This is a genomic window from Polaromonas sp. P1_F9, from assembly GCF_056405615.1.
Map to the genome: position 1 here is coordinate 42,155 of NZ_JBFUBT010000011.1, position 25,114 is coordinate 67,268.

A 25,114-nucleotide genomic window follows, 5' to 3' on the forward strand; every position below is an offset into this window, starting at 1 on the left:
AACGTTGCTAAATCTCGCCCATTTGCCCATTCAGGGCGGCTGAAACAAAGCGAAACACGCCGCAACCGCGCTGCAAACAGCCGCAAGCCTCCCGCGGGCACCATGAGGAACCTTCACTTCTTCTTCGAGGCTCCTCATGAAACATCGCATTAAAAAAATCCTGCTCGGCCTTTTCGGCGGGGCGCTCATCGTCGGCAGCCTGGGTGCGTGCTCGCACGGCGGCCACGGCTGGCACGGCGACGCCGGCTCCCCTGAGGCGCGCGCCCGCATGGTCGAAAAAATCGGCTCGCGCCTGGACCTGGACGCTGCGCAAAAGCAAAAACTCGCCGTGCTGGCCGACAAGCTGCAGGCACAGCGCGCGGCCCTGCGCGGCAGCAGTGAGCCACGGGAAGCCGTTCGCGGCCTCTTTGCCGGCAACAAGCTGGACCAGGCCGGCGCCAAAAAGCTGATCGAGGAAAAAACCGCCGCGATTCAGTCCGGCAGCCCGGAAGTGATCGCCGCAGCGGCGGACTTCTTTGACAACCTCAAACCTGAGCAACAGCAAAAAGTGCGCGACTTCATGGAGCGCGGCCGCCGCTGGGGTTACCGTGGCTGAGGCACTTTTCTTCCCGGCAGGCCGAACGGCGGCAACCGCTGTGCGCCGCATCGCCAAGGTGGCTGCCCCGGGCAGCGCCAACGGCGGCGTACGCCTGCTGCTGCGTGCCGAAGGGCTGGTGGTGGTGGCCGCCGCTGCGGCGGCCTACGCCCAGTTCGGCGCGGGGTGGGGCTGGTTTGCGGCGCTATTTCTGGTGCCCGACCTCTCTTTTCTGGCCTACCTGGCCGGGCCGCGTGTGGGGGCTGCTGCCTATAACGCCATGCATTCCTACCTGGGCGCCGTCGGCCTGCTGGCGGCTGGCGTTTTGGGCGCTGCACCCATGCTGGTGGCGGCTGGGTTGGTCTGGTGCGCGCATATCGGCTTTGACCGCCTGCTGGGTTACGGGCTCAAGTACGGTGCGGGGTTCGGGCACACCCATCTGGGGCGCATCGGGCCCAAAGATCCGTGGTGAATAGCGCCTTTCTCCGCTTCAAAGGAGCCCGATGTTGAAATCGCTAACTTGCAGCATGCTCGTTGCTTTGGCGTCGATCGCCGGCGTGGTGGACGCCACTGAACCTTCCGGCGGAGCCGGCTTTCGTCTGATTCAGCTTCCCGATTCTGTCACGCAGCAACCGATGCAGGCGGCGGTGTTCTATCCGGCAGCGCCCACGTCTGAAACAACCAGGATGGGGGCTGTCGTTGTGTCTGCCGTGAAGGATGCGGCGCCGATAGGTGCGCGCCATCCTATGGTGCTGCTCTCGCATGGCAATGGTGCCGGCCGGTTCAGTCACCACGATACAGCGACATTCCTCGCGCGTCATGGCTACGTGGTGGCCGCAATCGAGCATCCGGGCGACAATTTTCGCGACAGCAGCGGGGTCGGCACCGATCGGGTGCTGATTGGAAGGGCGCTGCAACTGTCCGCACTGCTGGATTTCCTGTTGCAGGCTCCAGCCTCTGCGGACCTGATCGATTCCCGGCGGGTGGGCGTTGCGGGTTTTTCGGCAGGCGGCTATTCGGCCCTCTTGCTGATGGGCGCCAAACCGAAGTTCGAGCTGCTCAGTGCCTATTGCAAAGCCTTGCCGGCAAGTGTTCTATGTGCCGGTGGCGGAAAGGTTTCCCTGTCGTCGCCCCCGTTGATCGCGAAGACTGACGACCGCATCCGCGCCGCGTTCGTCATGAGCCCGCCGGGAGCCTTCTTTGACCGCGAAAGCCTGTCGCAGGTCTCGAGGCCGGTGAATCTGTACGCGGCCGGCGCCGATTCCGTGCTCCCGGCCAAGGAGAACGCGATCAAAGTGAAGGAACTGCTCCCCTCATTGGCCCGATACACGGAGATCCCCGTGGCCGACCACTTCGTGTTTCTCGCGCCGTGCACGTCGGAGATGCGCGGCGTCGCACCCGCTCTGTGTACGGATCCACAAGGCGTCAATCGGGCTGCTGTGCATGACAATGTGAACCGCGATGCCTTGATGTTTTTTCAGGAGCAACTCCAGGTCGATGCGAGTTTTCTGAAGCGAATGTAGCCAATCCTATGCCCCATATCCTGCTGATCGACGACGACGAGCACCTGGCTGCGCCGCTGGCCGCCTACTTTGCCCGTTTTGACTTCGTGCTGGAAAGCGCGCTGCGCCCCGGCGAAGGCCTGGCCATGCTGCGCGCCGGCGCGTATGACGCAGCCATCCTGGACGTCATGCTGCCCGAGATGGACGGCTTTGCGCTGTGCCGCGAGATCCGCAAGGAAAGCGACATTCCCATCGTGATGCTGACGGCCCGCGGCGACGTGATGGACCGCGTGGTCGGGCTGGAGCTGGGCGCCGACGACTACCTGCCCAAGCCTTTTGAGCCGCGCGAACTGGTGGCGCGCCTGCAGACCATTTTGCGGCGCCAGCGCAGCGCACCGGCTGCGGCCACCCAGCGCCATGTGTTCCAGGGGCTGGTGATCGACGTTGAAACGCGCGAGGTGCTGCGCCTGGGCGAAAAGGTCGAGCTGACTGGCACCGAGTTTGAATTGCTGGCCCTGCTGGCGGCCGAGCCCGGCAAGGTGTTCAACCGCGACGACATCCTCAACCGCCTGCGCGGCCATGAGGCTGAGCTGTACACGCGCGCCGTCGACATTGTGGTGAGCCGGCTGCGTAAAAAACTGGAGCCGCTGGACTGCATCAAGACGCTGCGCAACGCGGGCTATGCGCTTGCCGCCGGCAAGGCGGGTACGCCATGAGGCGCTGGAAAACGCGCCGGGACTGCCGGGCCCGCGAGCGCTCACGCCCCGAGCGCTGGCGCCACCGCTGGAAGCATTCGCTGCGGCTGCGGCTGATTACCGTGTTCCTGCTGCTGGCGCTGGCCATGGGCGCGGTGTTCATGAGCGGCATGCAGCGGGCGTTTTCAACGGGCTGGCGCGACGCAGCCAAGCCGCTGATCAGCGACTACATGGACCGGCTGGTGGCCGACCTGGGTTCACCACCCGATGTGGGCCGCGCCCAGGCGCTGGCTGCGCGGCTGCCGATTTCCATCCGCATCGAGGGGCCGCAGGTCAACTGGCAGTCGCATCCCGACAGGCCCGACCGCAAGGTGTTTGACGCCCGCGCCAAAGACTGGCTGAGCCGGACCACGGCCGACGGCCACCGCGTGATTTTTGGCCCGGGCACCGCGCCCTGGCAGACGGCGCCACATGGGGTGTTTGGCTGGATCACGCTTGCGCTGCTGTTGGGCTTGCTCGTGGGCGCCTATGCCTATGTGCGGCGCCTGCTGCGCCCGCTGGACGACATCCGCGCAGGCGCCGAGCGCTTTGGCCGCGGCGAGTTCGCAACGCCAATTCCCCTGCGCCGCCGCGACGAACTCGGCGACCTGGCCGGGCGCATCAACACCATGGCGCACGATATTGAAGGCATGCTGAACGCCAAACGCGCCTTGCTGCTGGCGCTGAGCCATGAGCTCCGTTCCCCGCTCACACGTGCGCGGCTCAATGCCGAGCTGTTGCCCACCACGCCCGAAGGCACCGGAGCCGGCGAACGCGAGCGCGAGGCGCTGCTGCGCGACCTGGGCGAAATGCGCGACCTGATCAGCGACCTGCTCGAAAGCGAGCGCCTGGCCAGCCCGCACGCCGCGCTGCAGCGCGAACCGGTGGACCTGGCGGCGCTGGTGCGCGAAACAGCCACCGAGGTGCCGGGGGCATCAGAGATGGTGCTGGACCTGGCGACAGGCCTGGCACCGCTGGCGCTGGACCGCATGCGCGTGCGCCTGCTGGTGCGCAACCTGATGGACAACGCGCTGCGTTACAGCAGCGGCGCCGGGAGGCCGCCGCAGGTGTCGCTGCAGCCGGCGGGCGGCGGCGTGATGCTGGAAGTACGCGACTTCGGCCCGGGCGTGGACGCCGCGCAACTGGCACATTTGACCGAGCCCTTTTACCGGACCGACGGCGCACGCCAGCGCGCAACGGGCGGTGTGGGACTGGGCATGTACTTGTGCCGGCTGGTGGCCGAGGCGCATGGCGCCGAACTGCAGGTGCGCAATGCGGAGCCGGGCCTGGCCGTGTGTGTGCTATGGCCTGCTATTGAATCAGGAGCTGCTCGCGCCCGTTCTTAAAGGGCTGCGGGCCTATTTGGCTCTTGTTCCCAGCAGCGCAGCGCCGATGATCATCACCGCCGCCAGGGCGATGCTCCAGCTCAGCGCGCGGCCGCTCACCCCCATCAGCAGCGCAGTCGAGCCCAGCGGCGTGAGGTAGCTGAGGATGCCGATCTGCTGCGCGTCGCCCAGCTTCAGGGCCTTGTCCCAGAGAAAGAACGCCGCGCCCAGCGGCCCTGCGCCCAGCACCGCCAGCAATAGCCAGTCTTGCACCGACAGCGTGGCGGCAGGCTCCAGCGCCCAATGGCACAGCAGCGAGAGCACGCCTGAGACCAGGCCGAAGAGGCCGATGGCTGCGGTAGGAAAGGCCGGCACCCGTTTTGTCAGCAGCGAGTAGCTGGCCCAGATAAAGGCCGAGGCGAGCGCCGGGAGATAGCCCCATGACCAGCCGCTGGAGGAAGATCCGTCGGCCCCTGTGCCCAGAATGGCGATGGCCGCGCCAGAAAAGCCCAGCAGGCCTGCGACCACATGCACGGTGCGTAACTGCACCCCAGGCAGAAACAGCGGCGCCAGCACCACCATGAAGAGTGGCCAGAGATAGTTCACCAGGTTGGCCTCTACCGCCGGCGCATACCGCAGCGCGATGAAAAGCAGGAAGTGATAGCCGAAGAGGCCATACACGCCGAGCGCCAGCGTGGCGGTGGGAATCTTCCATTGCGCGCGGTCACGCAGCACAAAAGGCAGGGCCAGCAGGCTGCCGGTCAGCAGCGCAACGCCGGTGAGCAGAAAGGGTGGAACGTGTTTGAGCGAGACCCCGAGCGAGGCAAGCAGGGTCCAGAGGGCGATGGCGCCCAGTGCGTACAGATTGGCTGGCATGGCGGCAAGGATAGGGGGCTGCACCGGGCGCGTCGTCGCAGGGCAACGCTTTGTTGTCGTGCAACGACGGTTTCAGGGATTCAGGCGTATGTCCTACGCGCAGACCAACATCCGGTAACGAGCTTCACGTGCGAGGGGCGCCGCAGACACCTTGCCCGTACGGACTTCAGTTGCAATGGCATGGCAGATTTCTCCGAAATCGCATGAAACCCAAGGAGACTCACCATGAAAAAGCTTTCCATCCTCTTGCTGGCGCTGGCCGGCATGGCCGCCCTGTCGGGTTGCGTGGCTTACCCGGTAGCCTATGACAACGGACCGCAATACCGTGTCGTGCCCGCCCCCGCGCCAGGTTATGGCCCTGGCTATGGCCGGGGTGACCGCGATGGCGACGGTGTGCGCAACCGCTACGACCGCCGGCCGAACGACCCGAGCCGCTATTGAAAATCCGTAAAGGTCAGGCGCTGCCCGGCCCGGCGCGCCGCATCGCGGCCGTCAGGGCTGAGGGCGACTGGTAGCCGCAGTGCAGCGCGGTGTCGGCCACGCTCATGCCGCGGCCGCGCAGCTGCACGGCCAGTGCCAGGCGTTGCCGGCGCAGCCACTGCATCACGCTGAGGCCGGTCTCGCGCCGGCAGCGCGCGGCAAACTGCGTCGGGCTTAAAAATACTTGCGCGGCCAGTTGCGCGACGCTCAGTGGCTCATGCAGGCGCTGCTGTGTCCAGGTGGCCAGCTGTTCCCAGTGGATGGGCCGCGCATAGCGCAAGGGCGTTGATGCGGGTGTTGTGGGTTGCCAGGCTTCCAGCAACAGCGCCGGGCCATGGCGTTGGGCCAGGCCACCGGGTTGCTGCAGTGCTTCGGCCAGGTAATGGGCCAGCGCCAACGCTTGCCCGGTTTTGGCGGGGTCCGCTGCGCAGCGGGCCCAATCAGGTTGTGCGGTGTCCAGCACCAGGCAGCGGCTGCCGTCACGTGATTCGAAGTCATGCCGGTCGCCGGGTGTGATCACGCAGCCCTGGCCTGCCGCGATGCGCCGCCCGCGTCCGCGTACTTCCAGTTCCAGCACACCGCTCAGGCCCAGCAGTACCTGGAAGTGGTCATGCGCATGGCTGCCGTGCGACGCGCCGTAGTGGCGCAGCGACAGGGAGTCTTGCGGCAGGGTCATGTTGCGGGAATTAAAGAGCAGCGATGGCCGCGTCTGCCTTGTCGGCCACGCCTGCGGCGTGGGCCTGCTGGTCGGCGTGGTAACTGCTGCGCACCATGGCGCCCACGGCGGCGTGCGTGAAGCCCATCTTGTAGGCTTCTTCTTCAAACATCTTGAAGGTGTCGGGGTGCACATAGCGGCGCACCGGCAGATGGCTGGTGGAGGGCGCCAGGTACTGGCCGATGGTCAGCATGTCGATGTTGTGCGCGCGCATGTCGCGCATCACCTGCAAAATTTCTTCGTCGGTCTCGCCCAAGCCCACCATGATGCCGCTCTTGGTCGGCACATCGGGGTGCAAGGCCTTGAACTTCTTGAGCAGGTTCAGGCTGAAGTTGTAGTCGCTGCCGGGGCGCGCTTCTTTATAAAGGCGCGGCGCGGTTTCGAGGTTGTGGTTCATCACGTCGGGCGGTGCGGCCTTCAGGATCTCGAGCGCGCGGTCGTCGCGGCCGCGGAAGTCGGGCACCAAAATTTCAATGGTGGTGGCGGGCGAGAGCTCGCGGATCTTCTGGATGCATTCCACAAAGTGGCCGCTACCGCCGTCGCGCAGGTCGTCGCGGTCCACGCTGGTGATCACCACGTATTTGAGCTTGAGCGCCGCGATGGTTTTCGCCAGATTCAGCGGCTCGCTCACGTCCAGTGGATCCGGTCGGCCGTGGCCGACGTCGCAAAACGGGCAGCGGCGCGTGCACTTGTCGCCCATGATCATGAAAGTGGCCGTGCCCTTGCCGAAGCATTCGCCGATGTTGGGGCAGCTGGCTTCTTCGCACACCGTGTTGAGCTTGTTCTCGCGCAGGATCTGCTTGATCTCGTAAAAGCGCGTGGTCGGGCTGCCGGCCTTGACGCGGATCCAGTCGGGCTTCTTGAGCATTTCGCCCTGCACCACCTTGACGGGGATGCGCGACAGCTTGGCCGCGGCTTTTTGCTTGGCCAGCGGGTTGTAGTCTTCCTGGCTCTGGATGTCGCGAACAACAGGATTGACGGTTTCTGGGGTGCTCATGGTGTATTTCTTTGAAGGAATGTGCTCAGGGCGCCAGGTAGGTGACGAGCTTGCGGCCCAGCACATCCGCGGCTTCCTGCCAGCTTGCCGATACCCCGATTGTAGAAAGGTCTGTGGTTTTGAGCCCCACGTACCCGCAGGGGTTGATCCGCGAGAAGGGTTCCAGGTCCATCGCCACATTGAGCGCGACCCCGTGGTAGGTGCAATTCCGGCTGACTTTGATGCCCAAAGCGGCGATCTTGCCCAGGCCGCGAAAAGGGTCGGCAGGGTGCATCGGGCCGGTCAGGGCGGCGTGAGAGGCCGGGTCGTCCAGTCGCACATAAATGCCGGGCGAGCCGGCCACCCGGTGCCCGGTGACGCCGAAATGCGCCAGGGTCTTGATGACGGATTCCTCGATGCGGTAGACGTATTCCTTGACGTAATAGCCGGCGCGCTTCAGGTCAATGAGCGGGTAGGCCACCACCTGGCCGGGGCCGTGATAAGTCACCTGGCCGCCGCGGTTGGTCTGCACCACCGGGATGCTGCCGGGGTTCAAAACATGGTCGCTCTTTCCCGCCAGCCCTTGGGTGTAAACCGGTGGATGCTCACAAATCCATAGCTGGTCGCGCTCGTCCTGATTGGGTTGCAGCCCGTTTTCTCTTGAAAAACCGAGGTTGCGCGCCGCCGTGAAGGCCTGCATGGCTTCATAGGTGGGCAGGTAATCAACCCGGCCCAGGTTGCGCGTCAACATAGTAGAACGGCCGCCGCGCCGGGCCGCCCCAAGCAAGGCCAGCCCCCTCGGGGGGCAGCGACCCGCGCAGCGGCGGAGCGTGGGGGCAGCATGTTGGCCTGCATGGCTTCGTAGGTGGGCAGGTAGTCGACCCGGCCCAGGTGGCGTGTTTCAGCCTGCATGTGCGCTTATCCCGGATCCTGTTTAGAGCACGACCTTGACCATCGGGTGCGTCGACAGCGTGCGGTAGAGCTCATCAAGCTGCTCCCGGCTGGTGGCGGTGACGGTGATGGTGACGCCCAGGTATTTACCGCCCTTGCTTTCACGCAGCTCGATGGTGGAGGCGTCGAAGGCCGGGTCGAACTGGTGCGCGATGGACGTGATGGCTGCCACCATGCCGTCGACCTTTTCACCCATCACCTTGATCGGGAACTGCGAGGGATATTCGATCAGCGATTCCTGGCGCGAAGGCTCCGTGCCGGGAACACCGATGATTTTGGGGATGTTGGGGGAAGTCGTCATGGCAATGGGTCCTTTCAGGCCGCTTTGGCACGCTGGTATTGAGCGTACAGCTTTGCATAAATGGGGCCAGGTTTGCCTTTTTCCACTCCGTGGCCGACCGCCTGGCCGTCCAGCAGGGTGATGGGCAGAACCTCCTTGGTGGCCGACGAGAGCAGCAGCTCGTCCGCTGCCAGCACTTCAGCGCGGGTGATGCGGCGCAGCTCAAAAGGAATGCCCGCTGCGCGGCACATCTCTTCGATCAGGCCAAAACGGATGCCTTCGAGCACCAGGTTGTCCTTTAGCGGCCCCGAGACCTTGCCGTCCTTGACGATCCAGACATTGCTGGAAGCGGCTTCGCTCAGGTAGTCGCCGCGGAACATCACGGTTTCGACCGCGCCGGCGTCGACGCTGATCTGGCGTGAAAACACCGCGCCCAGCAGGCTGGTGCTTTTGATGTGGGCTTTTTCCCAGCGGAAGTCGTCGGCGGTGACGCAGGCGACGCCGTTTTCGCGCGCCGCATCGGAGGGCAGCTTCATCGGGTTGCACATCACAAAGACGGTGGGTGTCAGGCCCGGCAGCATGGGGTGGTCGCGCATGGCCACGCCGCGGGTGATCTGGATATATACCAGTTGATTGCCTTTTTCGGCTGGGGCGCCCGTGGATTGTGCGCAGGCAGCTATCAATTTAAGAGCAATTTCCAGCCACTCGGCACGGGTCAGCGGGTTGGCGATGCGCAGCTCGGTGAGGCTGCGTTCCAGCCGTGCCATGTGCTGCTCAAAACGAAACGGCTTGCCTGCATACGCCGGCACCACTTCATAAATACCGTCGCCGAAGATGAAGCCCCGGTCCATCACGCTGATCCTGGCGTCCTTGAGCGGGGTGAATTCGCCGTTGAGGTAGCAGGGGGTGTCGGGAAGGGCGTTGGCGGGAGGCGTTGTCATGGGTGGGTTTGAAAAGGAAATGAAAGTGCGTTGGAACGGCTGCTGGCGGACGGCCTGTACCGGATTGTCTAACGTCTGGCCATTTGCCGGCGGCGGCGTTTGAACCAGATACGAACGCGCCAGCCCAGCTTGACCAGCAGGTAACCGGTAATCGAGCCCAGCACGGCAAAGATGCCCATGCCCAGGATGGCAGGCCCGCCGAAGGAGGCTGCCCACGCCACGATGCCTGCGCCTTCCGAGATGCGGATGGGCGGCGGTGCGTCCAGCAGCAGATCGCCCACCTGATAGGCCAGCCAGAGCCAGAAGCCGACGGTGAAGGGGTTGGTAATGAAGGTGATGCCGGCGGCCACCGGAATATTGGCGCGCCACCAGACGCTGTGGGCGGCGGCCGCCACGGTTTGTGCAAATGGCAGTGCAAATGCCCAGAATATGCCGATGGCCACACCGCGCGCCACGGCCTCGTGCTGCAGCCGCCACAGCTGCGGCTCCAGCAGCCGGTGGGCCACCGGTTTGAGCCACCGGTTTTGGGCCAGGACTTCACGTGTCGGCACGGATGCTTTCAGCCGGTCCGTCCAGTGCCGGTGTTGCGGCGCCTTCTTTTTAGGGGCGCTCATGGCAGGCGGTGTTCAAGATGGCCGATTCGCTCCGGCATCAGGCAACAAAGATAACGGCGGCGATCGCCAGCGCGCCCAGCACCAGGTTGACCATGGCCAGGGTGGCGATCTGCCCGACGCGGCGCCCACCCTCGGGCCAGTCGGACGCGCTGACAGCGAGCTTCAGGCGCCGGAAAGGGCCGAAATACAGATGTCCGAACAGCGCGAACATCAGGAGGCCGATGCCGAACATCAGGTGCCAGCCCAGGGGGGCGGTTTTCATGCCCACGGCCAGCAGCATGGCCAGGCCTGTCACCAGCAGGACGCCGATGGTGACCCAGACCAGAGCGAAAAATCGCTGCATGACCTTTGCGATGAGCGGCAGGCGTTGGGGTGGCGCCAGCTGTTCGGCGACGGCAGGCCGCAAGGCAAACAGCATGAAGACCACCCCGCCCAGCCAGGCAATGGCGGCGGCAATGTGCAGGAATTTCATCAGGGCGGGCATGGCATCTTTCGGTGGGTGGAAGGTGACGGATGCGGGGGCTTGGGCCATCGTGGAGCATCACGTGCAACTACGTAGGAGGGTCGGCGCGCCGTAGTCGCCGGACAATTGTGAACCACCCGCTGCGAGCCGCACCCAAATGATGCGAATCGCCCCTAATTCATATGCAAGCCGGGGGTTTTGTCGGATACGCAGGGGTTTCTACGTATAATCAAGGGCTTTGCTGATAACGGCCCCGTAACTTTTCCGTAATTTGTGACGACCAAAATGGCAAATTCGGCGAAATCAGTGACAAACCCGGGAAATCCGGGTGTGACAGGGCGAAGTGTCACAGAAGAGATGGAGACTGGCGATGAGGGTTTCAAGCCCTTGACGCGTGAAGAGGCCCAAAAGCTTCGTGAAACGAGCCCGTCTATCTCGCCCTGGTCGGTATTGGCAGGGCAATTGGTGGTTGGGGTTCTGGTGGCATGTGCCGCCTGGGCGCTGACCGGCCAGCGGTCAGTCGGCTGGTCGGCACTCTACGGAGCGTTGGCGGTCGTGGTTCCGGCGGCGCTGTTTGCGCGCGGCCTGACCGGCAAAGTGTGGTCAATGAATCCAGGCACTGCGGTGGCTGGATTCTTTTTGTGGGAAATGGTCAAGATCGCCTTGACGGTGGCAATGCTGTTTGCTGCGTCAAGGGTGGTTTCGATGCTGAGTTGGCCGGCCATGCTGGTCGGCCTGGTGGTGACAATGAAAATGTCCTGGCTCGCGCTGTTGTTCGCGGTCAGGAAAAATAAACTTTGAGGCGAGCAATAAATGGCTGCTGAGAATGCTGCTGGACATGGCGGTCCAACCGCTGGTGAATACATCCTTCACCACCTGACGCACTGGCGCAACAAGGAACTTGTTGGCCCGTTCGATCTGAGCGTTATCAATATTGACTCCACCATCTTCACCATTTTGCTGGGTGTGATTGGTTGCTTCCTGCTCTGGAAAGCCGCCCGCAAAGCCACCTCCGGCGTTCCCGGCCGTTTCCAGGCTGCGGTTGAAATCCTCGTCGAAATGGTCGACGCGCAAGCCAAGGGCATCGTGCACAACGCCGAAAGCCGCAAACTGGTCGCGCCCCTGGCCCTTACCGTGTTTGTCTGGATTTTCCTGCTGAACGCCATGGATTTGCTGCCGGTCGACCTGCTGCCGGTGCTGTGGGCCTGGGTTTACGGCGCTGCCGGCCACGATGCGCACCACGCTTACATGCGTTCCGTGCCCACGGCCGACCTTTCCATCACCATGGGCCTGTCCATGGGCGTGCTGATCACCTGCCTGGTCTACAACGTCAAGATCAAGGGCGTGGGTGGCTGGTCGCACGAACTGGTTACGGCGCCGTTCGGCACCAGCAAGAACCCCATCCTTGCACTGATTCTGGGTGTCCTGAATCTGGCCATGCAGATGATTGAGTTCGTCGCCAAGACCGTCTCCCATGGCATGCGACTGTTCGGCAACATGTATGCCGGCGAACTGATTTTCCTGCTGATCGCCCTGATGGGTGGTGCCTGGTCGCTCTCCGCGACCGGCATTGGCCTGGCCATCGGCCACATCATCGCGGGCTCGGCCTGGGCGATTTTCCACATCCTGATCATCACACTGCAGGCGTTCGTGTTCATGATGCTGACCCTGGTGTACATCGGCCAGGCCCACGATCACCACTGATCCCCGTTTTCGCTTTTTCTTTTTCTCTCGTAACCAAAGTCCTAAGGAGTCATCATGGAAGTTATTAGTTTTGTCGCTCTGGCCGCCGGCCTCATCATCGGCCTCGGCGCTGTTGGCGCCTGTATCGGTATCGGCATCATGGGCAGCAAATACCTCGAAGCAGCTGCACGCCAGCCAGAGCTGATGGGCGAACTGCAGACCAAGATGTTCCTGCTGGCCGGTCTGATCGACGCTGCTTTCATTATCGGCACGGGTATCGCGCTGTGGTTCGCCACTGCCAACCCATTCCTGGCGCAAATCGCCAACCTGCCCAAGTAAGCAATCATCAAAGTCCCAAGAATGTCATTCCTTCGGGCCGGCTTTTGGCTGGGCCCCAAGGGAAAGGATGAGCAGTGAGCATTACCGGTACCCTTATTGTCCAGTTGATCGTGTTCCTGATTTTGGTCGGGTTCACGATGAAGTTTGTGTGGCCACCCATTGCGGCGGCCCTGGACGCGCGTGCGCAAAAAATCGCTGACGGCCTTGCTGCTGCCGATAAAGCCAAATCTGAACTCTCCGTCGCCAACAAGCGCGTGGAAGAAGAGCTGGCCAAGTCGCGCAACGAAGCGGCCGTGCGCCTGGCTGAAGCCGAACGTCGGGGCCAGGCCCTGATTGAAGAGGCCAAAGCCCGCGCAACCGAAGAAGGCAGCAAGATCATTGCCGCCGCCAAGGTTGAAGCCGAGCAGCAATCCGTCAAGGCCCGTGAAACCCTGCGCGAGCAGGTCGCCGCACTGGCCGTCAAGGGTGCAGAGCAGATTCTGCGCAAGGAAGTCAATGCCGGTGTGCATGCTGACTTGCTGGGTCGCCTGAAGACCGAACTTTAAGCGAGCGTAAAACATGGCCGAACTAGCCACCATTGCCCGTCCCTACGCTGAAGCGTTGTTCAAGGCCTCTGGTTCCGACCTGGGCGGTACTGCCGTCTGGCTCGATGAGCTTGCAGCCATTGCCGCCAACGCGCAGTTGCAGCAGTTTGCCGGCAACCCGAGCGTGACGGTGAACCAGACGTTCGACGTGATTTCCGGTGTGGCCAAGACGAAGCTGCCGGAAGCCGCCAAAAACTTCCTGCGGACAGTGATCGAGAACGGCCGCATCAGCATCCTGACGGAAATCGCCGCACAGTTCCGCGCGTTGAAAAATGCGCAGAGTGGTTCTTCGGATGCCACCGTTTACAGCGCATTTCCGCTGGAAGGTGCTGCATTGGCCGATTTGGCAGCGACGCTGGAAAAGCGGTTTGGCCGCAAGCTCAACCTTTCGGTCGAGCTTGAGCCGGCGCTGATCGGTGGCGTACGTGTCGTGGTGGGTGACGAGGTGCTGGACACCTCGGTGAAAGCCCGTTTAGAGCAAATGAAAGTGGCGCTGATTTCCTGAGCTTGCGTTCAGGCGCGACCCCCGGTTTTTAGCCAACAACATAGAAAGAAGGAAAGAGTCATGCAACTCAATCCCGCAGAAATTTCTGAACTGATCAAGAGCCGCATCGAAGGCCTGACAGCCAGTGCCGATGTCCGCAACCAGGGCACCGTGGTGTCTGTGACCGACGGTATCGTCCGTATCCACGGCCTGTCCGATGTGATGCAGGGCGAGATGCTGGAATTCCCCGCAACCGCCGACGGCACCCCCACCTACGGCCTGGCGCTGAATCTTGAGCGCGATTCCGTCGGCTCCGTGATTCTGGGCGAGTACGAGCACATCGCCGAAGGCGACACCGTGAAGTGCACGGGCCGTATTCTGGAAGTGCCTGTGGGCCCTGAGCTGCTTGGCCGTGTGGTCAACGCACTGGGCCAGCCGATTGACGGCAAAGGCCCGATCAATGCCAAACTCACCGACGTGATTGAAAAGGTTGCGCCCGGCGTGATCGCCCGTAAATCCGTTGACCAGCCCCTGCAGACCGGCCTGAAGTCCATCGACTCCATGGTGCCCGTCGGCCGCGGCCAGCGCGAACTGATCATCGGCGACCGCCAGACCGGCAAGACGGCCGTGGCCATCGACGCCATCATCAACCAGAAGGGCAAGGGCGTTTCCTGCGTCTACGTCGCCATCGGCCAGAAGGCCTCGTCGATCAAGAACGTGGTGCGCTCGCTGGAGCAAGCCGGCGCGATGGAATACACCATCGTCGTGGCAGCTTCCGCTTCCGAATCCGCCGCCATGCAATATGTGAGCGCCTACTCTGGCTGCACCATGGGCGAATACTTCCGCGATCGCGGCGAAGACGCGCTGATCGTGTATGACGATTTGTCCAAGCAGGCCGTGGCTTACCGCCAGGTCTCGTTGCTGCTGCGCCGTCCACCAGGACGCGAAGCCTATCCCGGCGACGTGTTCTATCTGCACAGCCGTCTGCTCGAGCGCGCAGCACGCGTGAACGAAAAGTACGTTGAAGACTTCACCAAGGGTGCCGTCAAGGGCAAGACTGGTTCGCTGACCGCGCTGCCGATCATCGAAACGCAGGCCGGCGACGTGTCCGCTTTCGTGCCAACCAACGTGATCTCGATCACCGACGGCCAGATCTTCCTGGAAACCAGCCTGTTCAATGCCGGTATTCGTCCCGCCATTAACGCCGGTATCTCGGTGTCCCGCGTCGGCGGCGCTGCCCAGACCAAGCTGATCAAGAACCTGTCCGGCGGTATCCGTACCGACCTGGCCCAGTACCGTGAACTGGCTGCCTTCGCGCAGTTTGCTTCCGACCTGGACGAAGCTACCCGCAAACAGCTGGACCGCGGTGCCCGCGTGACCGAACTCCTCAAGCAGGCCCAGTACTCGCCTTTGTCCATTTCCAACATGGCCGCCACGCTGTTCGCAGTGAACAAGGGCTTCATGGACGACATCGAAGTCAAGAAGGTCCTGGCTTTCGAGCACGGCCTGCATGCCTTCCTGAAGGACAAGAACGCGGCCCTGATGGCCAAGCTCGAAGCCAACAAGGCCATGGACAAGGATGCTGAGGCTGAACTGAACGCGGCTGTGGCCGAGTTCAAGAAGTCGTTTGCCTGATCTCGCCTGACGCATCGTCAAGCAAGTAATTAAGCAACCCTCAGGAACCCCTTAGGAATCCATATGGCAGCAGGCAAGGAAATACGCGGCAAGATCAAATCGGTGGAAAACACCAAGAAGATCACCAAGGCCATGGAGATGGTGGCCGCCTCCAAGATGCGCAAGGCGCAGGAGCGGATGCGCGCTGCCCGTCCTTACAGCGACAAGATCCGCAACATTACCGCCAACCTGAGTCAGGCCAACCCCGAATACACCCATGCGTTCATGGAGTCCAACGACGCCAAGGCCACCGGGTTCATCGTGGTGACGACTGACAAGGGCTTGTGCGGCGGCATGAACACCAACGTGCTGCGCGCCGTGACCTCAAAGCTCAAGGAAGTGCAGGCCGCCGGCCATGATGCGAAGGCTGTGGCCATCGGCAACAAGGGCCTTGGTTTTCTGAACCGTGTGGGCGCCAAGGTGGTGTCGCACGCGACACAACTGGGCGACAAGCCTCACCTGGAAAAGCTGATCGGCCCCGTCAAGGTGCTGCTCGATGCCTACAGCGAAGGCAAGATCAATTCGGTGTACCTGTGCTACACCAAGTTCATCAACACCATGCGCCAGGAACCAGTGGTCGAGCAGTTGTTGCCTTTGACGGCAGCGCACCTGCAGGCCGACAAGGACCAGCACGGCTGGGATTACATCTACGAGCCTGACGCGCAAACCGTCATCGACGACTTGCTGATCCGCTATGTGGAAGCGCTGGTCTATCAGGCGGTTGCCGAGAACATGGCGTCCGAGCAATCTGCCCGCATGGTTGCCATGAAGGCTGCCACGGACAACGCCGGCAGCGTGATCGGCGAACTCAAGCTGGTTTACAACAAAACGCGTCAAGCGGCGATCACGAAAGAACTTTCGGAAATCGTTGCCGGTGCTGCAGCGGTCTGATCGTGGTTTAGGCCGCCACACCCGATTTAAAGATTTAAAGAAACGAAAGAGGATTCAATCATGGCTCAAGCTCAAGGCAAGATTGTTCAGTGTATTGGTGCGGTGGTTGACGTGGAATTCGCGCGCGACCAGATGCCCAAGATCTATGACGCGCTGAAAATGGAAGGCTCCGCGCTGACGCTGGAAGTCCAGCAGCAGCTGGGTGACGGCATCGTGCGCACCATCGCGCTGGGTACCTCCGACGGCCTGCGCCGCGGCAACATGGTTTACAACACCGGCGCCAACATCACCGTTCCCGTGGGTAAGGCCACGCTGGGCCGAATCATGGACGTGCTGGGCGCACCCATCGACGAACGTGGTCCAGTGGATCAGACCCTGACTGCCCCTATCCACCGCAAGGCGCCTGCTTATGACGAACTCTCGCCATCGCAGGAACTGCTGGAAACCGGCATCAAGGTGATTGACCTTGTTTGCCCGTTCGCCAAGGGCGGTAAGGTGGGCCTGTTCGGCGGCGCCGGCGTCGGCAAGACCGTGAACATGATGGAACTCATCAACAACATCGCCAAGGCGCACTCGGGCCTGTCCGTGTTCGCCGGTGTGGGTGAACGTACCCGCGAAGGCAATGACTTCTATCACGAGATGGCCGACTCCGGCGTTGTGAACCTCGAGAACCTCGGCGAATCCAAAGTGGCCATGGTTTACGGCCAGATGAACGAGCCCCCAGGAAACCGTCTGCGCGTGGCGCTGACCGGCCTGACCATCGCCGAGTCCTTCCGTGACGAAGGCCGCGACGTGCTGTTCTTCGTGGACAACATCTACCGCTACACGCTGGCCGGTACCGAAGTGTCCGCACTGCTGGGCCGTATGCCTTCCGCCGTGGGTTACCAGCCTACGCTGGCCGAAGAAATGGGCCGCCTGCAAGAGCGTATTACCTCCACCAAGGTCGGCTCCATCACTTCCATCCAGGCCGTTTACGTTCCTGCCGATGACTTGACCGACCCGTCGCCTGCCACGACCTTTGCCCACCTGGATTCCACCGTGGTGCTCTCGCGTGACATCGCTTCGCTGGGTATCTACCCTGCGGTTGACCCGCTCGACTCGACCAGCCGCCAGCTCGATCCGAACGTTGTGGGCGAAGACCACTACGCTACGGCCCGCGCCGTGCAGGGCACGCTGCAGCGCTACAAGGAACTGCGCGACATCATCGCCATTCTGGGTATGGACGAACTGGCTCCTGAAGACAAGCTGGCCGTGGCCCGCGCCCGCAAGATCCAGCGTTTCCTGTCGCAGCCTTTCCACGTGGCTGAAGTGTTCACCGGCTCCCCCGGCAAGTACGTCAGCCTGGCTGAAACCATTCGCGGCTTCAAGATGATTGTGGCCGGCGAGTGCGATCACCTGCCAGAGCAGGCGTTCTACATGGTCGGCACCATCGACGAAGCATTCGAGAAAGCGAAAAAAGTTTGATAAAGCGGCACATTTGGGCGATCCGCGTTGTTGCTGTGCTCAATGTGCATTTGCACATTTCCGCGCAGCGCCTAGCGGCTCATCCCAACTGTTTGCTTTCTCCAAACTTTTTAAGTTAAGGAACGTTTATGTCAACAACCATTCACGTCGACGTGGTCTCCGCGGAAGAGTCCATCTTCTCCGGTGAAGCGCACTTTGTTGCTTTGCCAGGCGAGGCCGGCGAGCTGGGCATTTATCCGCGCCACACGCCGCTGATCACCCGTATCAAGCCGGGCGCCGTGCGCATCGAAAAGGCCGATGGCAGCGAAGAATTCGTGTTCGTGGCCGGCGGCTTGCTCGAAGTACAACCTAACTGTGTCACCGTGCTGTCCGACACCGCGATTCGCGGCAAAGACCTGGACGAAGCCAAGGCGATGGAAGCCAAGGCTGCCGCTGAAGAAGCGCTTAAGAACGCGAAGAGCGACATCGACATCGCTATGGCCCAGTCTGAACTGGCCGTGATGGCCGCGCAGATTGCCGCCTTGCGCAAGTACCGCCAGAAGAAATAAAAATGCCTTTCCGGTTTTGCCGGACTGCATCAAGCCCCTGCCGCAAGCCAGGGGCTTTTCTTATGGCGCGGCCGTTGCAATGTAAGCCCTTGCTGACAGCGTAAACGCCTGACGCCGTTCAGCATGGCCCGGCAGGCGCGTTTAGGATGGTTGCTTATCCGGCTTTTCCGAACCGGCACGGAGCAAGCGCAAGCATGGACCTGATCGTGGCGAGGCCGGAAGGCCTGTATTGCACAGCGGGTGATTTTTACATCGATCCCTGGCGGCCCGTCGGCCATGCCGTGATCACGCATGCCCATTCCGACCACGCGCGCACCGGCCATGGCCACTATCTGGCGCACACCGACAGCGAAGGCACGCTACGCACGCGGCTCGGCGAGATCACTCTGCAGACCTTGCCCTACGGCGAAGTGCAGGAGCGCAACGGCGTGAAGATATCGCTGCACCCGGCCGGCCATGTGCTCGGCTCGGCGCAGGTCCGGGTGGAGCATCGCGGAGAAGTGTGGGTGGCCTCGGGCGACTACAAGCTAGACGCCGACGGCACCTGTGCGCCCTTTGAGCCCGTACCCTGTGACACCTTTATCACCGAGTCCACCTTCGGCCTGCCGATCTACCGTTGGCCCACGCAGCAGGTGCTCTTCGCGGAGATTAACGCATGGTGGCGGCGCAATGCAGACGAAGGCCGCGCATCGGTGCTGTTCTGTTACGCCTTCGGCAAAGCGCAGCGCATCCTGCACGGTGTAGACCATGCCATTGGTCCCATAGTTGTGCACGGCGCTGTGGAGCCGCTCAATGCCGTGTATCGCGCGGCCGGCGTACCGCTGCCAGAAACTGTGCGTGTGACCGACGCGGGCGTCACTCCGCAATTGCTCAAGCGCGCCCTCGTGCTGGCACCCCCTTCAGCCCAAGGCACGCCCTGGATGCGCCGCTTCGGCAGCTACTCGGACGCCTTTGCCAGCGGCTGGATGCAATTGCGCGGCACGCGGCGGCGGCGCGGTGTGGACCGCGGCTTTGTCATGTCCGATCACGCCGACTGGCCAGGCCTGCAAAGTGCGATCGCAGGCACCGGCGCAGCGCGTGTGATGGTCACGCACGGAAGCGTCGCAGTGCTGGTGCGGTGGCTCACAGAAAACGGCTTGCAGGCCGAAGGCTTCAAGACCGAATACGGAGATGAGGATGTGAGTGACCAGGCAGCCACCGCACCTCAACCTGAGGCCGAGGCCGCTCCTGTAAATGAAGCCGGCGCATGAAAGCCTTTGCTGCCCTCTACAGCGAACTGGACGCCACCACGTCCAGTCTCGCCAAGCAGGCGGCGCTGCAGCGTTATCTGCAAAGCGCGCCACCTGCCGACGCCGCCTGGGCGGTGTATTTTCTGGCCGGTGGCAAGCCGCGCCAGCTGGTGCCGACCAAGCTGCTGCGTCTGCTCGCGCAAGAGGCTGCAGGCTTGCCCGAGTGGCTGTTTGACGAAAGTTATGAGGCGGTGGGTGACCTGGCCGAAACCATTTCGCTGCTGTTGCCCCCACCTACCGAACAGCATGAACTCGGGCTCGCGGCCTGGGTCGAGGAGCACCTGTTGCCCTTGCGCGCACTTGGCAAAACCGATCCTGACAAACTGCCCGATGCATTACGCGCGCAGTGGCGCCGCCTTGCGCCCGAAGAACGGCTGGTCTATTTCAAACTCATGACCAGCAGTTTTCGCGTGGGTGTCTCGCGCCTGCAGGTGACGCAGGCACTGGCAGCGGTCGCCGGCGTCGACCCCAAGCGCGTGGCACAGCGCCTCATGGGCTACACCCACATCAGCGGCCAGCCCACGGCCGCCGACTACGCTGCGCTGGTCTCCGCCGAAAGCAGCGGGGAACTGAACCAGAAGACCAGCGGCCAGCCCTATCCCTTCTTCCTCGCGCATCCTTTCAACTTTGGCGTCGACCAGTTCGATGCCATGCTGGGACCACCCGCTGATTGGCTGATAGAGTGGAAGTGGGACGGCATCCGCGCCCAACTGGTCAAACGCGCGGGCCAGATCTGGCTGTGGTCGCGCGGGGAGGAACTGGTGACCGAGCGTTTTCCCGAACTCGCGGCCATGGGTGAAGCGCTGCCCGACGGCACAGTGCTCGATGGCGAGATCGCGGTGTGGCGTGAAGACAAGGTCAGGCCCTTTGCCGAACTTCAAAAGCGCATAGGCCGCAAGACGCTGAGCCCCAAGCTGCTGCGCGACATCCCGGTGGTGCTGCTCGCTTATGACCTGCTTGAGTGGCAGGGCCGTGACCTGCGCGCATTGCCCCAAGCCGAGCGCCGTGTGCTCATGGATGATCTCGTCACGCAGCTGCAGCATCCGCAACTGATCGCGAGCCCTATGCTGACGGGCGAGAGCTGGCAACACCTCGCACGCCAGCGCGAAGCCGCGCGCGATATGGGCGTCGAGGGCATGATGCTCAAGCAACGGCACGCCGGCTATGGTGTGGGCCGCACCAAGGACGTCGGCACCTGGTGGAAGTGGAAGATAGACCCGCTCAGCATCGATGCGGTGCTGATTTATGCGCAACGCGGCCACGGCCGGCGCGCCAGCCTCTACAGCGACTACACCTTTGCTGTCTGGGATGCGCCACCCGAGGCGCCCGGGCGCAAGCTCGTCCCCTTTGCCAAGGCATATTCGGGCCTGACCGACGAAGAAATGGGCCGCGTGGACGCCGTCATCCGCAAGACCACGGTCGAAAGCTTTGGCCCGGTGCGCAGCGTCAAACCCACGCTCGTGTTCGAGCTCGGTTTTGAAGGCATTGCACGCAGCACGCGCCACAAGAGCGGCATCGCGGTGCGCTTTCCCCGCATGCTGCGCTGGCGGGAAGACAAGCCGGTGGAAGAAGCCGACACCCTGGAAACGCTGGCTGCGTTGCTGCCGTCATGAGCACCGGCCGTTCCGCTGCCAAAGCCGCGCTGGACGCCTGGTTCGCGGCGCGCGGCTGGAAGCCTTTCAAATTCCAGCGCGATGTCTGGAAAGCCGTGGCGCAAGGGCAATCAGGCCTGCTCCATGCCACCACCGGCGCCGGCAAAACCTATGCCGTATGGTTGGCTGCTCTTATGAGTTTTAGGGCTCTGGCGCCCAATGGTCGTGCGCGAGCAGCTATGAAAATGATAGTGAATGCCGGCGCCCCAGCCACCAAGGCTGCACCCGCCCAAGCGCTGACGGTGCTCTGGATCACGCCCATGCGTGCATTGGCTGCCGACACATTGCGCGCGTTGCAGCAGCCGCTGGAGGTTCTCAACGCCCTGGAGAACGACGACGGTACGCGCGTATTTACGCCCTGGAGTGCCGGTGCACGCAGCGGCGACACCGCCTCGGCTGAGCGCAGCGCGCAGAACCAGCGGCTGCCCACCGTGCTGGTGACTACGCCGGAAAGCCTGTCACTTCTGCTTGCGCGGGCCGATGCGAAAGACGTCCTCGGCGGTGTGAGGATGGTGGTCGTCGATGAATGGCACGAGTTGCTCGGCAACAAGCGTGGTGTGCAAGTGCAACTCGCCCTGGCAAGACTCAAAAGCTGGGCCCCCACGCTCCCCACTGCGTGTGGTTCGCTGCCCCCCGAGGGGGCCGCTGCGCCTGCGGTCTGGCAAAGCCAGTCCCGCGGCCCCTGCTTGGAGGGAGAGCCCTCGTCCACTTCGGGTGGCACGCTGCCCAACGAGGCAAGGAGAACGATGGGCACAGGCCTCGTGATTTGGGGAATGTCCGCCACGCTGGGAAATCTCCAGGAGGCCGTGCATATCTTGCTGGGCCATAGCGGCGGCACGCTGGTGCAGGGCCAAGTGCCCAAGAAGCTGGTGATCGATTCGTTGCTGCCGGGCCGTGCCGAGCGCTTTCCCTGGGGCGGCCATCTGGGCCTCACCATGCTGCCGCAGGTGATTGAAGAGATTGCCGGCAGCAGCACCACGCTGGTCTTCACCAACACGCGTTCGCAATCGGAAATCTGGTACCAGGCCCTGCTGGAGGCCAGGCCCGAATGGGCCGGGCTGATTGCGCTGCACCACGGTTCGCTGGACCGGGAGGTGCGTGAGTGGGTGGAAGCCGGCCTCAAGAAAGGCGAGTTGCGCGCCGTGGTCTGCACGTCGAGCCTGGACCTGGGCGTGGACTTCCTGCCTGTGGAACGCGTGCTTCAGATTGGCTCACCCAAGGGCGTGGCGCGGCTGCTGCAGCGTGCCGGGCGCTCGGGCCATGCACCGGGCCGGCCTTCGCGCATCACGCTGGTTCCCACACACAGCATCGAGATCGTCGAGGGCGCTGCGGCACGCGCAGCCATTGCCGCCGGCCACATCGAAGCGCGCAACTCTCCCCAGCAGCCGCTCGATGTGCTGGTGCAGCACCTGGTCACGGTGGCTCTGGGCGGCGGCTTTGTGCCGGATGAACTGTATGAGGAAGTGCGCGGTACCGCGGCCTATGCCGGGCTGTCGCGGGAGAACTGGGAATGGTGCCTGTCCTTCGTGCGTCAGGGTGGACCTTCCTTGGCGGCCTACCCGGATTACCGGCGCGCCGTGCCGGACGAAGAGGGCGTCTGGCGTGTGCCCGATACGCGGCTGGCGCGGCGTCACCGCATGAACATCGGCACCATCGTCAGTGACGCCACCATGTCGGTGCAGTACCTGGGCGGCGGCCGCATCGGCACCGTCGAGGAAAGTTTTGCCGCACGCCTCAAACCCGGGGACTGCTTTCTTTTTGGTGGCCGGCTGCTGGAGCTGGTGCGCATCCACGACATGACGGCCTGGGTGCGGCGTGCCAGTGGCAAACGGCCGGCTGTGCCGCGCTGGAACGGCGGGCGCATGCCGCTGTCGACCACACTGGCCGATGCGGTGGTGCAGCAGCTCGCTTTGGCTGGCGAAGGGCGCTACGACACCCCTGAACTGCAGTGCGTGCAGCCGTTGCTGGACATCCAGCGACAGTGGTCTGCGCTGCCGACGCCGCAAACCTTGCTGGCCGAGACACTGCAGACGCGCGAGGGCTGGCACCTGTTTTTGTACCCCTTTGCAGGCCGCCATGTACACCTGGGCCTGGCCAACCTGATTGCGTGGCGTGTGGCCCAGCATGCGCCGCGCACTTTTTCCATCGCGGTCAACGATTACGGCTTTGAGTTGCTCAGCGCGACCGAGGTTGATTGGCCCGCACTGCTGCCGCAGGTGCTCAAAACCGGACCCGATGCGCAGCTGCTGCATGAAGTGCTGCAAAGCCTGAACGCCAGCGAACTCGCGCAGCGCCGCTTTCGTGAAATCGCGCGCGTGTCGGGCCTCATCTTCCAGGGCTACCCCGGCGAAAAGCGCAGCAACAAACAGCTGCAGGCTTCTTCATCCCTGTTCTGGGAGGTGTTCCGAAAATACGACCCGGCCAATCGCCTGCTGATGCAGGCCGAGCAGGAGCTGCTGGCGCAGGAGCTTGAGATCGGCCGACTGCGCGCCAGCCTGGCGCGCATCAATACCCAGCAACTGGTGTTGCAAACGCTGGAGCGGCCCACCCCTTTTGCGTTTCCATTGATGGTGGAACTGTTTCGTGAAAAGCTCAGCAATGAAAATCTGGCTGACCGCATAGCGCGCATGGTGGCGCTGCTGGAGAAAGCCGCTGGCGGTACTGTCGCCGCAGGCAGCGTGGAGCAAGTCAAAGGCACCCTGGCCTTTGGGCAAGAGAGCGCGCTCTCCAGTAACGGCAAGTCAAACGGTCGCCCGCGCCGTGAGCGCAAGCCCTCCCGGCCGCTACCATTGCTGTGATGAACGAAGAGGACCACACGCCGCCGGGTACGCCGTTGCCTGTGACCTACGCGGACGAAACGGTCTGGCTGCTGCCGGAACGTGCGCTGTGGTGGCCCGCCGGCCGTGTGCTGTTTGTGGCGGATCTTCATCTGGGCAAAGCGGCCACTTACCGCGCCCTGGGCCAGCCCGTGCCTTCGGGCACCACGCGTGAAAACCTGGCCCGCCTCAGCCGGTTGCTGCGGCACTACCGGCCGGTGCAGCTCGTATTCCTGGGAGACTTGCTGCACGCCGCCAAGGCTCGCACGCCTTCGGTTTTGGGGGCGCTAGCCGACTGGCGCGAAAACTTCGCCGCACTTGACTGCGTGCTGGTGCGCGGCAACCACGACAGCCGAGCCGGCGATCCGCCGGTGTCGCTCGGTATCCAGGTGGTCGACGAGCCCTTCGCGCTGGGCCCATTTGCCGCCTGTCATCATCCGCAGCGTCATGAGACGCTGGCTGTAATCGCCGGTCATCTGCATCCGGCACTGAGCCTTCGGGGCCCCGGACTTGATCATGTGCGGCAGCCCTGCTTTTGCATGGAAGCCGGCCAGGCCATCCTGCCGGCCTTCGGCGAGTTCACCGGTGGCTGGGGTGTGCCGCGTCAGCCCGGCCGCCGCCTGTACCTCGTGGGTGACAGTCGAGTTTGGCCGATTCCCCATTGAACGAACCCGCCGTATCTTGACGGCACAGCGGGCCACCCGCCTGCCGCCGAGCGCGCGGCGGATCCACCCCGACTGTCCGCAGGTCGACAACGTAGCCCGCGGCGTCCGCTTTATCGAGAAGGGTGCAATCGGCACGCAGCGAGCGGAAGGGGACGTCGATGGACTCGCCATGAGTGGCTGCGACGCGACGTTCCCATTGCGCCATGCGAAATCAGACGCACTTCCAATACTCAAGGGAAAAGGTCGCCAGCTCATACGGGACGGGCGCAAGCAGCTATCAAATAGGGAGCGTTTTCCGGAAAAACGCCTGGCCTGAGCTGGCAAGGTAACAACTGGACACGCTAAATGACTGCCATGGCCCGGGCTGCTCCCTTATCGTTGTGATGGGTTCAAGCCAGCAACGAGGTGCGAAATGGACAGCCTTTTAGACAGCCTGATATGGGGAGAAGAAGCGTCGCCGGAGCGTCGGGCCAGACGCGCGCGCAAGGCTTGGCTGACGCGGGTTGTGCTCGCGGCAGTCGCCCTCTTTGTGTTGGTCGTGGTTCTGGCACCCTGACGCGGCCTTGGCGACGCCAGGCCTGCGATACCCGCCAA

27 protein-coding genes are annotated in these 25,114 nt (G+C 63.2%); 19 read left to right on the forward strand and 8 right to left on the reverse strand.

Annotated features, from left to right (window positions below; translation table 11 throughout):
- Positions 1-136: 136 nt before the first annotated feature.
- The 5 genes from AC1DYR_RS21875 to AC1DYR_RS21895 are packed head-to-tail and all read left to right on the forward strand — an operon-like array spanning position 137 to position 4,156.
- On the forward strand, positions 137-595 hold the full coding sequence (locus tag AC1DYR_RS21875) for a Spy/CpxP family protein refolding chaperone (RefSeq protein ID WP_477706928.1): 459 nt from the start codon (positions 137-139) through the stop codon (positions 593-595).
- Positions 588-1,046 (forward strand): DUF4260 domain-containing protein, encoded by a 459-nt coding sequence (locus AC1DYR_RS21880; protein ID WP_457281599.1) that lies wholly within the window; start codon positions 588-590, stop codon positions 1,044-1,046. Before AC1DYR_RS21875 ends, AC1DYR_RS21880 begins: the two co-directional genes overlap by 8 nt.
- A 31-nt stretch (positions 1,047-1,077) precedes the next feature.
- Complete coding sequence (locus AC1DYR_RS21885; protein ID WP_477706929.1) at positions 1,078-2,097, forward strand: alpha/beta hydrolase family protein; 1,020 nt, start codon at positions 1,078-1,080, stop codon at positions 2,095-2,097.
- An 8-nt stretch (positions 2,098-2,105) separates the two neighbouring features.
- Entirely contained in the window at positions 2,106-2,792 is a 687-nt protein-coding gene (locus tag AC1DYR_RS21890) for a response regulator transcription factor (protein ID WP_477686955.1), read from the forward strand.
- The gene (locus AC1DYR_RS21895) at positions 2,789-4,156 is read left to right on the forward strand and encodes a sensor histidine kinase (protein ID WP_477706930.1); all 1,368 of its coding nucleotides are present in this window, start codon (positions 2,789-2,791) and stop codon (positions 4,154-4,156) included. The genes AC1DYR_RS21890 and AC1DYR_RS21895 overlap by 4 nt, the downstream gene beginning before the upstream one ends.
- 12 nt (positions 4,157-4,168) lie before the next feature.
- Here the strand turns inward: AC1DYR_RS21895 and AC1DYR_RS21900 are convergent, their stop codons facing one another.
- Positions 4,169-5,011 carry a DMT family transporter gene (locus tag AC1DYR_RS21900; protein ID WP_477706931.1) on the reverse strand — a complete coding sequence of 281 codons (843 nt, stop codon included), beginning with the start codon at positions 5,009-5,011 and terminating at the stop codon, positions 4,169-4,171.
- A 225-nt stretch (positions 5,012-5,236) separates the two neighbouring features.
- On the opposite strand from AC1DYR_RS21900, the gene AC1DYR_RS21905 reads away from it, so the two are divergent.
- Complete coding sequence (locus AC1DYR_RS21905) at positions 5,237-5,452, forward strand: hypothetical protein (RefSeq protein ID WP_457281594.1); 216 nt, start codon at positions 5,237-5,239, stop codon at positions 5,450-5,452.
- Positions 5,453-5,465: 13 nt separating this feature from the next.
- Here AC1DYR_RS21905 and AC1DYR_RS21910 read toward each other — a convergent pair whose 3' ends face one another.
- From AC1DYR_RS21910 to AC1DYR_RS21940, 7 genes are all read right to left on the reverse strand, one after another.
- Positions 5,466-6,167 (reverse strand): helix-turn-helix domain-containing protein, encoded by a 702-nt coding sequence (locus tag AC1DYR_RS21910; protein WP_477706932.1) that lies wholly within the window; start codon positions 6,165-6,167, stop codon positions 5,466-5,468.
- A 10-nt stretch (positions 6,168-6,177) separates the two neighbouring features.
- On the reverse strand, positions 6,178-7,203 hold the full coding sequence (lipA, locus tag AC1DYR_RS21915; protein WP_477706933.1) for a lipoyl synthase: 1,026 nt from the start codon (positions 7,201-7,203) through the stop codon (positions 6,178-6,180).
- A 25-nt stretch (positions 7,204-7,228) separates the two neighbouring features.
- Entirely contained in the window at positions 7,229-7,933 is a 705-nt protein-coding gene (lipB, locus tag AC1DYR_RS21920; RefSeq protein ID WP_477686961.1) for a lipoyl(octanoyl) transferase LipB, read from the reverse strand.
- 183 nt (positions 7,934-8,116) lie between these two features.
- Positions 8,117-8,434 carry an HP0495 family protein gene (locus tag AC1DYR_RS21925; RefSeq protein WP_477648275.1) on the reverse strand — a complete coding sequence of 106 codons (318 nt, stop codon included), beginning with the start codon at positions 8,432-8,434 and terminating at the stop codon, positions 8,117-8,119.
- Positions 8,435-8,448: 14 nt separating this feature from the next.
- Positions 8,449-9,354 (reverse strand): D-amino acid aminotransferase, encoded by a 906-nt coding sequence (locus tag AC1DYR_RS21930; RefSeq protein WP_477706934.1) that lies wholly within the window; start codon positions 9,352-9,354, stop codon positions 8,449-8,451.
- 68 nt (positions 9,355-9,422) lie between these two features.
- Entirely contained in the window at positions 9,423-9,968 is a 546-nt protein-coding gene (locus AC1DYR_RS21935) for a DUF2062 domain-containing protein (RefSeq protein ID WP_477706935.1), read from the reverse strand.
- Between the two features lie 37 nt (positions 9,969-10,005).
- Positions 10,006-10,500 carry a DUF4149 domain-containing protein gene (locus AC1DYR_RS21940; protein ID WP_477706936.1) on the reverse strand — a complete coding sequence of 165 codons (495 nt, stop codon included), beginning with the start codon at positions 10,498-10,500 and terminating at the stop codon, positions 10,006-10,008.
- 216 nt (positions 10,501-10,716) lie between these two features.
- On the opposite strand from AC1DYR_RS21940, the gene AC1DYR_RS21945 reads away from it, so the two are divergent.
- The 13 genes from AC1DYR_RS21945 to pdeM all read left to right on the forward strand — a co-directional run bounded on the left by AC1DYR_RS21945 (position 10,717) and on the right by pdeM (position 24,520).
- The gene (locus tag AC1DYR_RS21945; protein WP_477706937.1) at positions 10,717-11,232 is read left to right on the forward strand and encodes an ATP synthase subunit I; all 516 of its coding nucleotides are present in this window, start codon (positions 10,717-10,719) and stop codon (positions 11,230-11,232) included.
- Between the two features lie 12 nt (positions 11,233-11,244).
- Positions 11,245-12,135 (forward strand): F0F1 ATP synthase subunit A, encoded by an 891-nt coding sequence (gene atpB / locus AC1DYR_RS21950; RefSeq protein WP_477706938.1) that lies wholly within the window; start codon positions 11,245-11,247, stop codon positions 12,133-12,135.
- 54 nt (positions 12,136-12,189) lie between these two features.
- Complete coding sequence (atpE, locus tag AC1DYR_RS21955) at positions 12,190-12,453, forward strand: F0F1 ATP synthase subunit C (RefSeq protein WP_007868969.1); 264 nt, start codon at positions 12,190-12,192, stop codon at positions 12,451-12,453.
- Between the two features lie 74 nt (positions 12,454-12,527).
- Positions 12,528-12,998, forward strand: coding sequence for a F0F1 ATP synthase subunit B (locus AC1DYR_RS21960; RefSeq protein ID WP_477648280.1), 471 nt, complete (start codon positions 12,528-12,530; stop codon positions 12,996-12,998).
- Between the two features lie 13 nt (positions 12,999-13,011).
- A complete protein-coding gene (locus tag AC1DYR_RS21965) occupies positions 13,012-13,542 on the forward strand; it encodes a F0F1 ATP synthase subunit delta (RefSeq protein ID WP_477706939.1) in 531 nt (176 codons plus the stop codon).
- A gap of 60 nt (positions 13,543-13,602) precedes the next feature.
- Positions 13,603-15,156 carry a F0F1 ATP synthase subunit alpha gene (gene atpA, locus AC1DYR_RS21970; protein WP_457281583.1) on the forward strand — a complete coding sequence of 518 codons (1,554 nt, stop codon included), beginning with the start codon at positions 13,603-13,605 and terminating at the stop codon, positions 15,154-15,156.
- Positions 15,157-15,219: 63 nt separating this feature from the next.
- Positions 15,220-16,086: a F0F1 ATP synthase subunit gamma gene (gene atpG / locus AC1DYR_RS21975; protein ID WP_457281582.1), complete on the forward strand. Its 867-nt coding sequence runs from the start codon at positions 15,220-15,222 to the stop codon at positions 16,084-16,086.
- A gap of 60 nt (positions 16,087-16,146) precedes the next feature.
- The gene (gene atpD / locus AC1DYR_RS21980; protein ID WP_293400292.1) at positions 16,147-17,550 is read left to right on the forward strand and encodes a F0F1 ATP synthase subunit beta; all 1,404 of its coding nucleotides are present in this window, start codon (positions 16,147-16,149) and stop codon (positions 17,548-17,550) included.
- Positions 17,551-17,678: 128 nt separating this feature from the next.
- Positions 17,679-18,098: a F0F1 ATP synthase subunit epsilon gene (locus AC1DYR_RS21985; protein WP_477648282.1), complete on the forward strand. Its 420-nt coding sequence runs from the start codon at positions 17,679-17,681 to the stop codon at positions 18,096-18,098.
- Positions 18,099-18,292: 194 nt separating this feature from the next.
- Positions 18,293-19,348: a ligase-associated DNA damage response exonuclease gene (locus AC1DYR_RS21990; RefSeq protein ID WP_477706940.1), complete on the forward strand. Its 1,056-nt coding sequence runs from the start codon at positions 18,293-18,295 to the stop codon at positions 19,346-19,348.
- On the forward strand, positions 19,345-21,000 hold the full coding sequence (locus AC1DYR_RS21995; RefSeq protein WP_477706941.1) for an ATP-dependent DNA ligase: 1,656 nt from the start codon (positions 19,345-19,347) through the stop codon (positions 20,998-21,000). Before AC1DYR_RS21990 ends, AC1DYR_RS21995 begins: the two co-directional genes overlap by 4 nt.
- Complete coding sequence (locus AC1DYR_RS22000; RefSeq protein ID WP_477706942.1) at positions 20,997-23,837, forward strand: ligase-associated DNA damage response DEXH box helicase; 2,841 nt, start codon at positions 20,997-20,999, stop codon at positions 23,835-23,837. Before AC1DYR_RS21995 ends, AC1DYR_RS22000 begins: the two co-directional genes overlap by 4 nt.
- Positions 23,837-24,520, forward strand: coding sequence for a ligase-associated DNA damage response endonuclease PdeM (gene pdeM / locus AC1DYR_RS22005; RefSeq protein WP_477706943.1), 684 nt, complete (start codon positions 23,837-23,839; stop codon positions 24,518-24,520). Before AC1DYR_RS22000 ends, pdeM begins: the two co-directional genes overlap by 1 nt.
- The last annotated feature ends 594 nt before the right edge of the window (positions 24,521-25,114 follow it).

Excerpts from the sequence above, each read along its gene's own strand:
- AC1DYR_RS21875 (WP_477706928.1), top strand. The coding sequence starts at position 137 with ATGAAACATCGCATTAAAAAAATCCTGCTCGGCCTTTTCGGCGGGGCG.
- AC1DYR_RS21885 (WP_477706929.1), top strand. The coding sequence starts at position 1,078 with ATGTTGAAATCGCTAACTTGCAGCATGCTCGTTGCTTTGGCGTCGATC.
- AC1DYR_RS21890 (WP_477686955.1), top strand. The coding sequence starts at position 2,106 with ATGCCCCATATCCTGCTGATCGACGACGACGAGCACCTGGCTGCGCCG.
- AC1DYR_RS21895 (WP_477706930.1), top strand. The coding sequence starts at position 2,789 with ATGAGGCGCTGGAAAACGCGCCGGGACTGCCGGGCCCGCGAGCGCTCA.
- AC1DYR_RS21900 (WP_477706931.1), bottom strand. The coding sequence starts at position 5,011 with ATGCCAGCCAATCTGTACGCACTGGGCGCCATCGCCCTCTGGACCCTG.
- AC1DYR_RS21905 (WP_457281594.1), top strand. The coding sequence starts at position 5,237 with ATGAAAAAGCTTTCCATCCTCTTGCTGGCGCTGGCCGGCATGGCCGCC.
- AC1DYR_RS21910 (WP_477706932.1), bottom strand. The coding sequence starts at position 6,167 with ATGACCCTGCCGCAAGACTCCCTGTCGCTGCGCCACTACGGCGCGTCG.
- lipA (WP_477706933.1), bottom strand. The coding sequence starts at position 7,203 with ATGAGCACCCCAGAAACCGTCAATCCTGTTGTTCGCGACATCCAGAGC.
- lipB (WP_477686961.1), bottom strand. The coding sequence starts at position 7,933 with ATGTTGACGCGCAACCTGGGCCGGGTTGATTACCTGCCCACCTATGAA.
- AC1DYR_RS21925 (WP_477648275.1), bottom strand. The coding sequence starts at position 8,434 with ATGACGACTTCCCCCAACATCCCCAAAATCATCGGTGTTCCCGGCACG.
- AC1DYR_RS21930 (WP_477706934.1), bottom strand. The coding sequence starts at position 9,354 with ATGACAACGCCTCCCGCCAACGCCCTTCCCGACACCCCCTGCTACCTC.
- AC1DYR_RS21935 (WP_477706935.1), bottom strand. The coding sequence starts at position 9,968 with ATGAGCGCCCCTAAAAAGAAGGCGCCGCAACACCGGCACTGGACGGAC.
- AC1DYR_RS21940 (WP_477706936.1), bottom strand. The coding sequence starts at position 10,500 with ATGGCCCAAGCCCCCGCATCCGTCACCTTCCACCCACCGAAAGATGCC.
- AC1DYR_RS21945 (WP_477706937.1), top strand. The coding sequence starts at position 10,717 with ATGGCAAATTCGGCGAAATCAGTGACAAACCCGGGAAATCCGGGTGTG.
- atpB (WP_477706938.1), top strand. The coding sequence starts at position 11,245 with ATGGCTGCTGAGAATGCTGCTGGACATGGCGGTCCAACCGCTGGTGAA.
- atpE (WP_007868969.1), top strand. The coding sequence starts at position 12,190 with ATGGAAGTTATTAGTTTTGTCGCTCTGGCCGCCGGCCTCATCATCGGC.
- AC1DYR_RS21965 (WP_477706939.1), top strand. The coding sequence starts at position 13,012 with ATGGCCGAACTAGCCACCATTGCCCGTCCCTACGCTGAAGCGTTGTTC.
- atpA (WP_457281583.1), top strand. The coding sequence starts at position 13,603 with ATGCAACTCAATCCCGCAGAAATTTCTGAACTGATCAAGAGCCGCATC.
- atpG (WP_457281582.1), top strand. The coding sequence starts at position 15,220 with ATGGCAGCAGGCAAGGAAATACGCGGCAAGATCAAATCGGTGGAAAAC.
- atpD (WP_293400292.1), top strand. The coding sequence starts at position 16,147 with ATGGCTCAAGCTCAAGGCAAGATTGTTCAGTGTATTGGTGCGGTGGTT.
- AC1DYR_RS21985 (WP_477648282.1), top strand. The coding sequence starts at position 17,679 with ATGTCAACAACCATTCACGTCGACGTGGTCTCCGCGGAAGAGTCCATC.
- AC1DYR_RS21990 (WP_477706940.1), top strand. The coding sequence starts at position 18,293 with ATGGACCTGATCGTGGCGAGGCCGGAAGGCCTGTATTGCACAGCGGGT.
- AC1DYR_RS21995 (WP_477706941.1), top strand. The coding sequence starts at position 19,345 with ATGAAAGCCTTTGCTGCCCTCTACAGCGAACTGGACGCCACCACGTCC.
- AC1DYR_RS22000 (WP_477706942.1), top strand. The coding sequence starts at position 20,997 with ATGAGCACCGGCCGTTCCGCTGCCAAAGCCGCGCTGGACGCCTGGTTC.
- pdeM (WP_477706943.1), top strand. The coding sequence starts at position 23,837 with ATGAACGAAGAGGACCACACGCCGCCGGGTACGCCGTTGCCTGTGACC.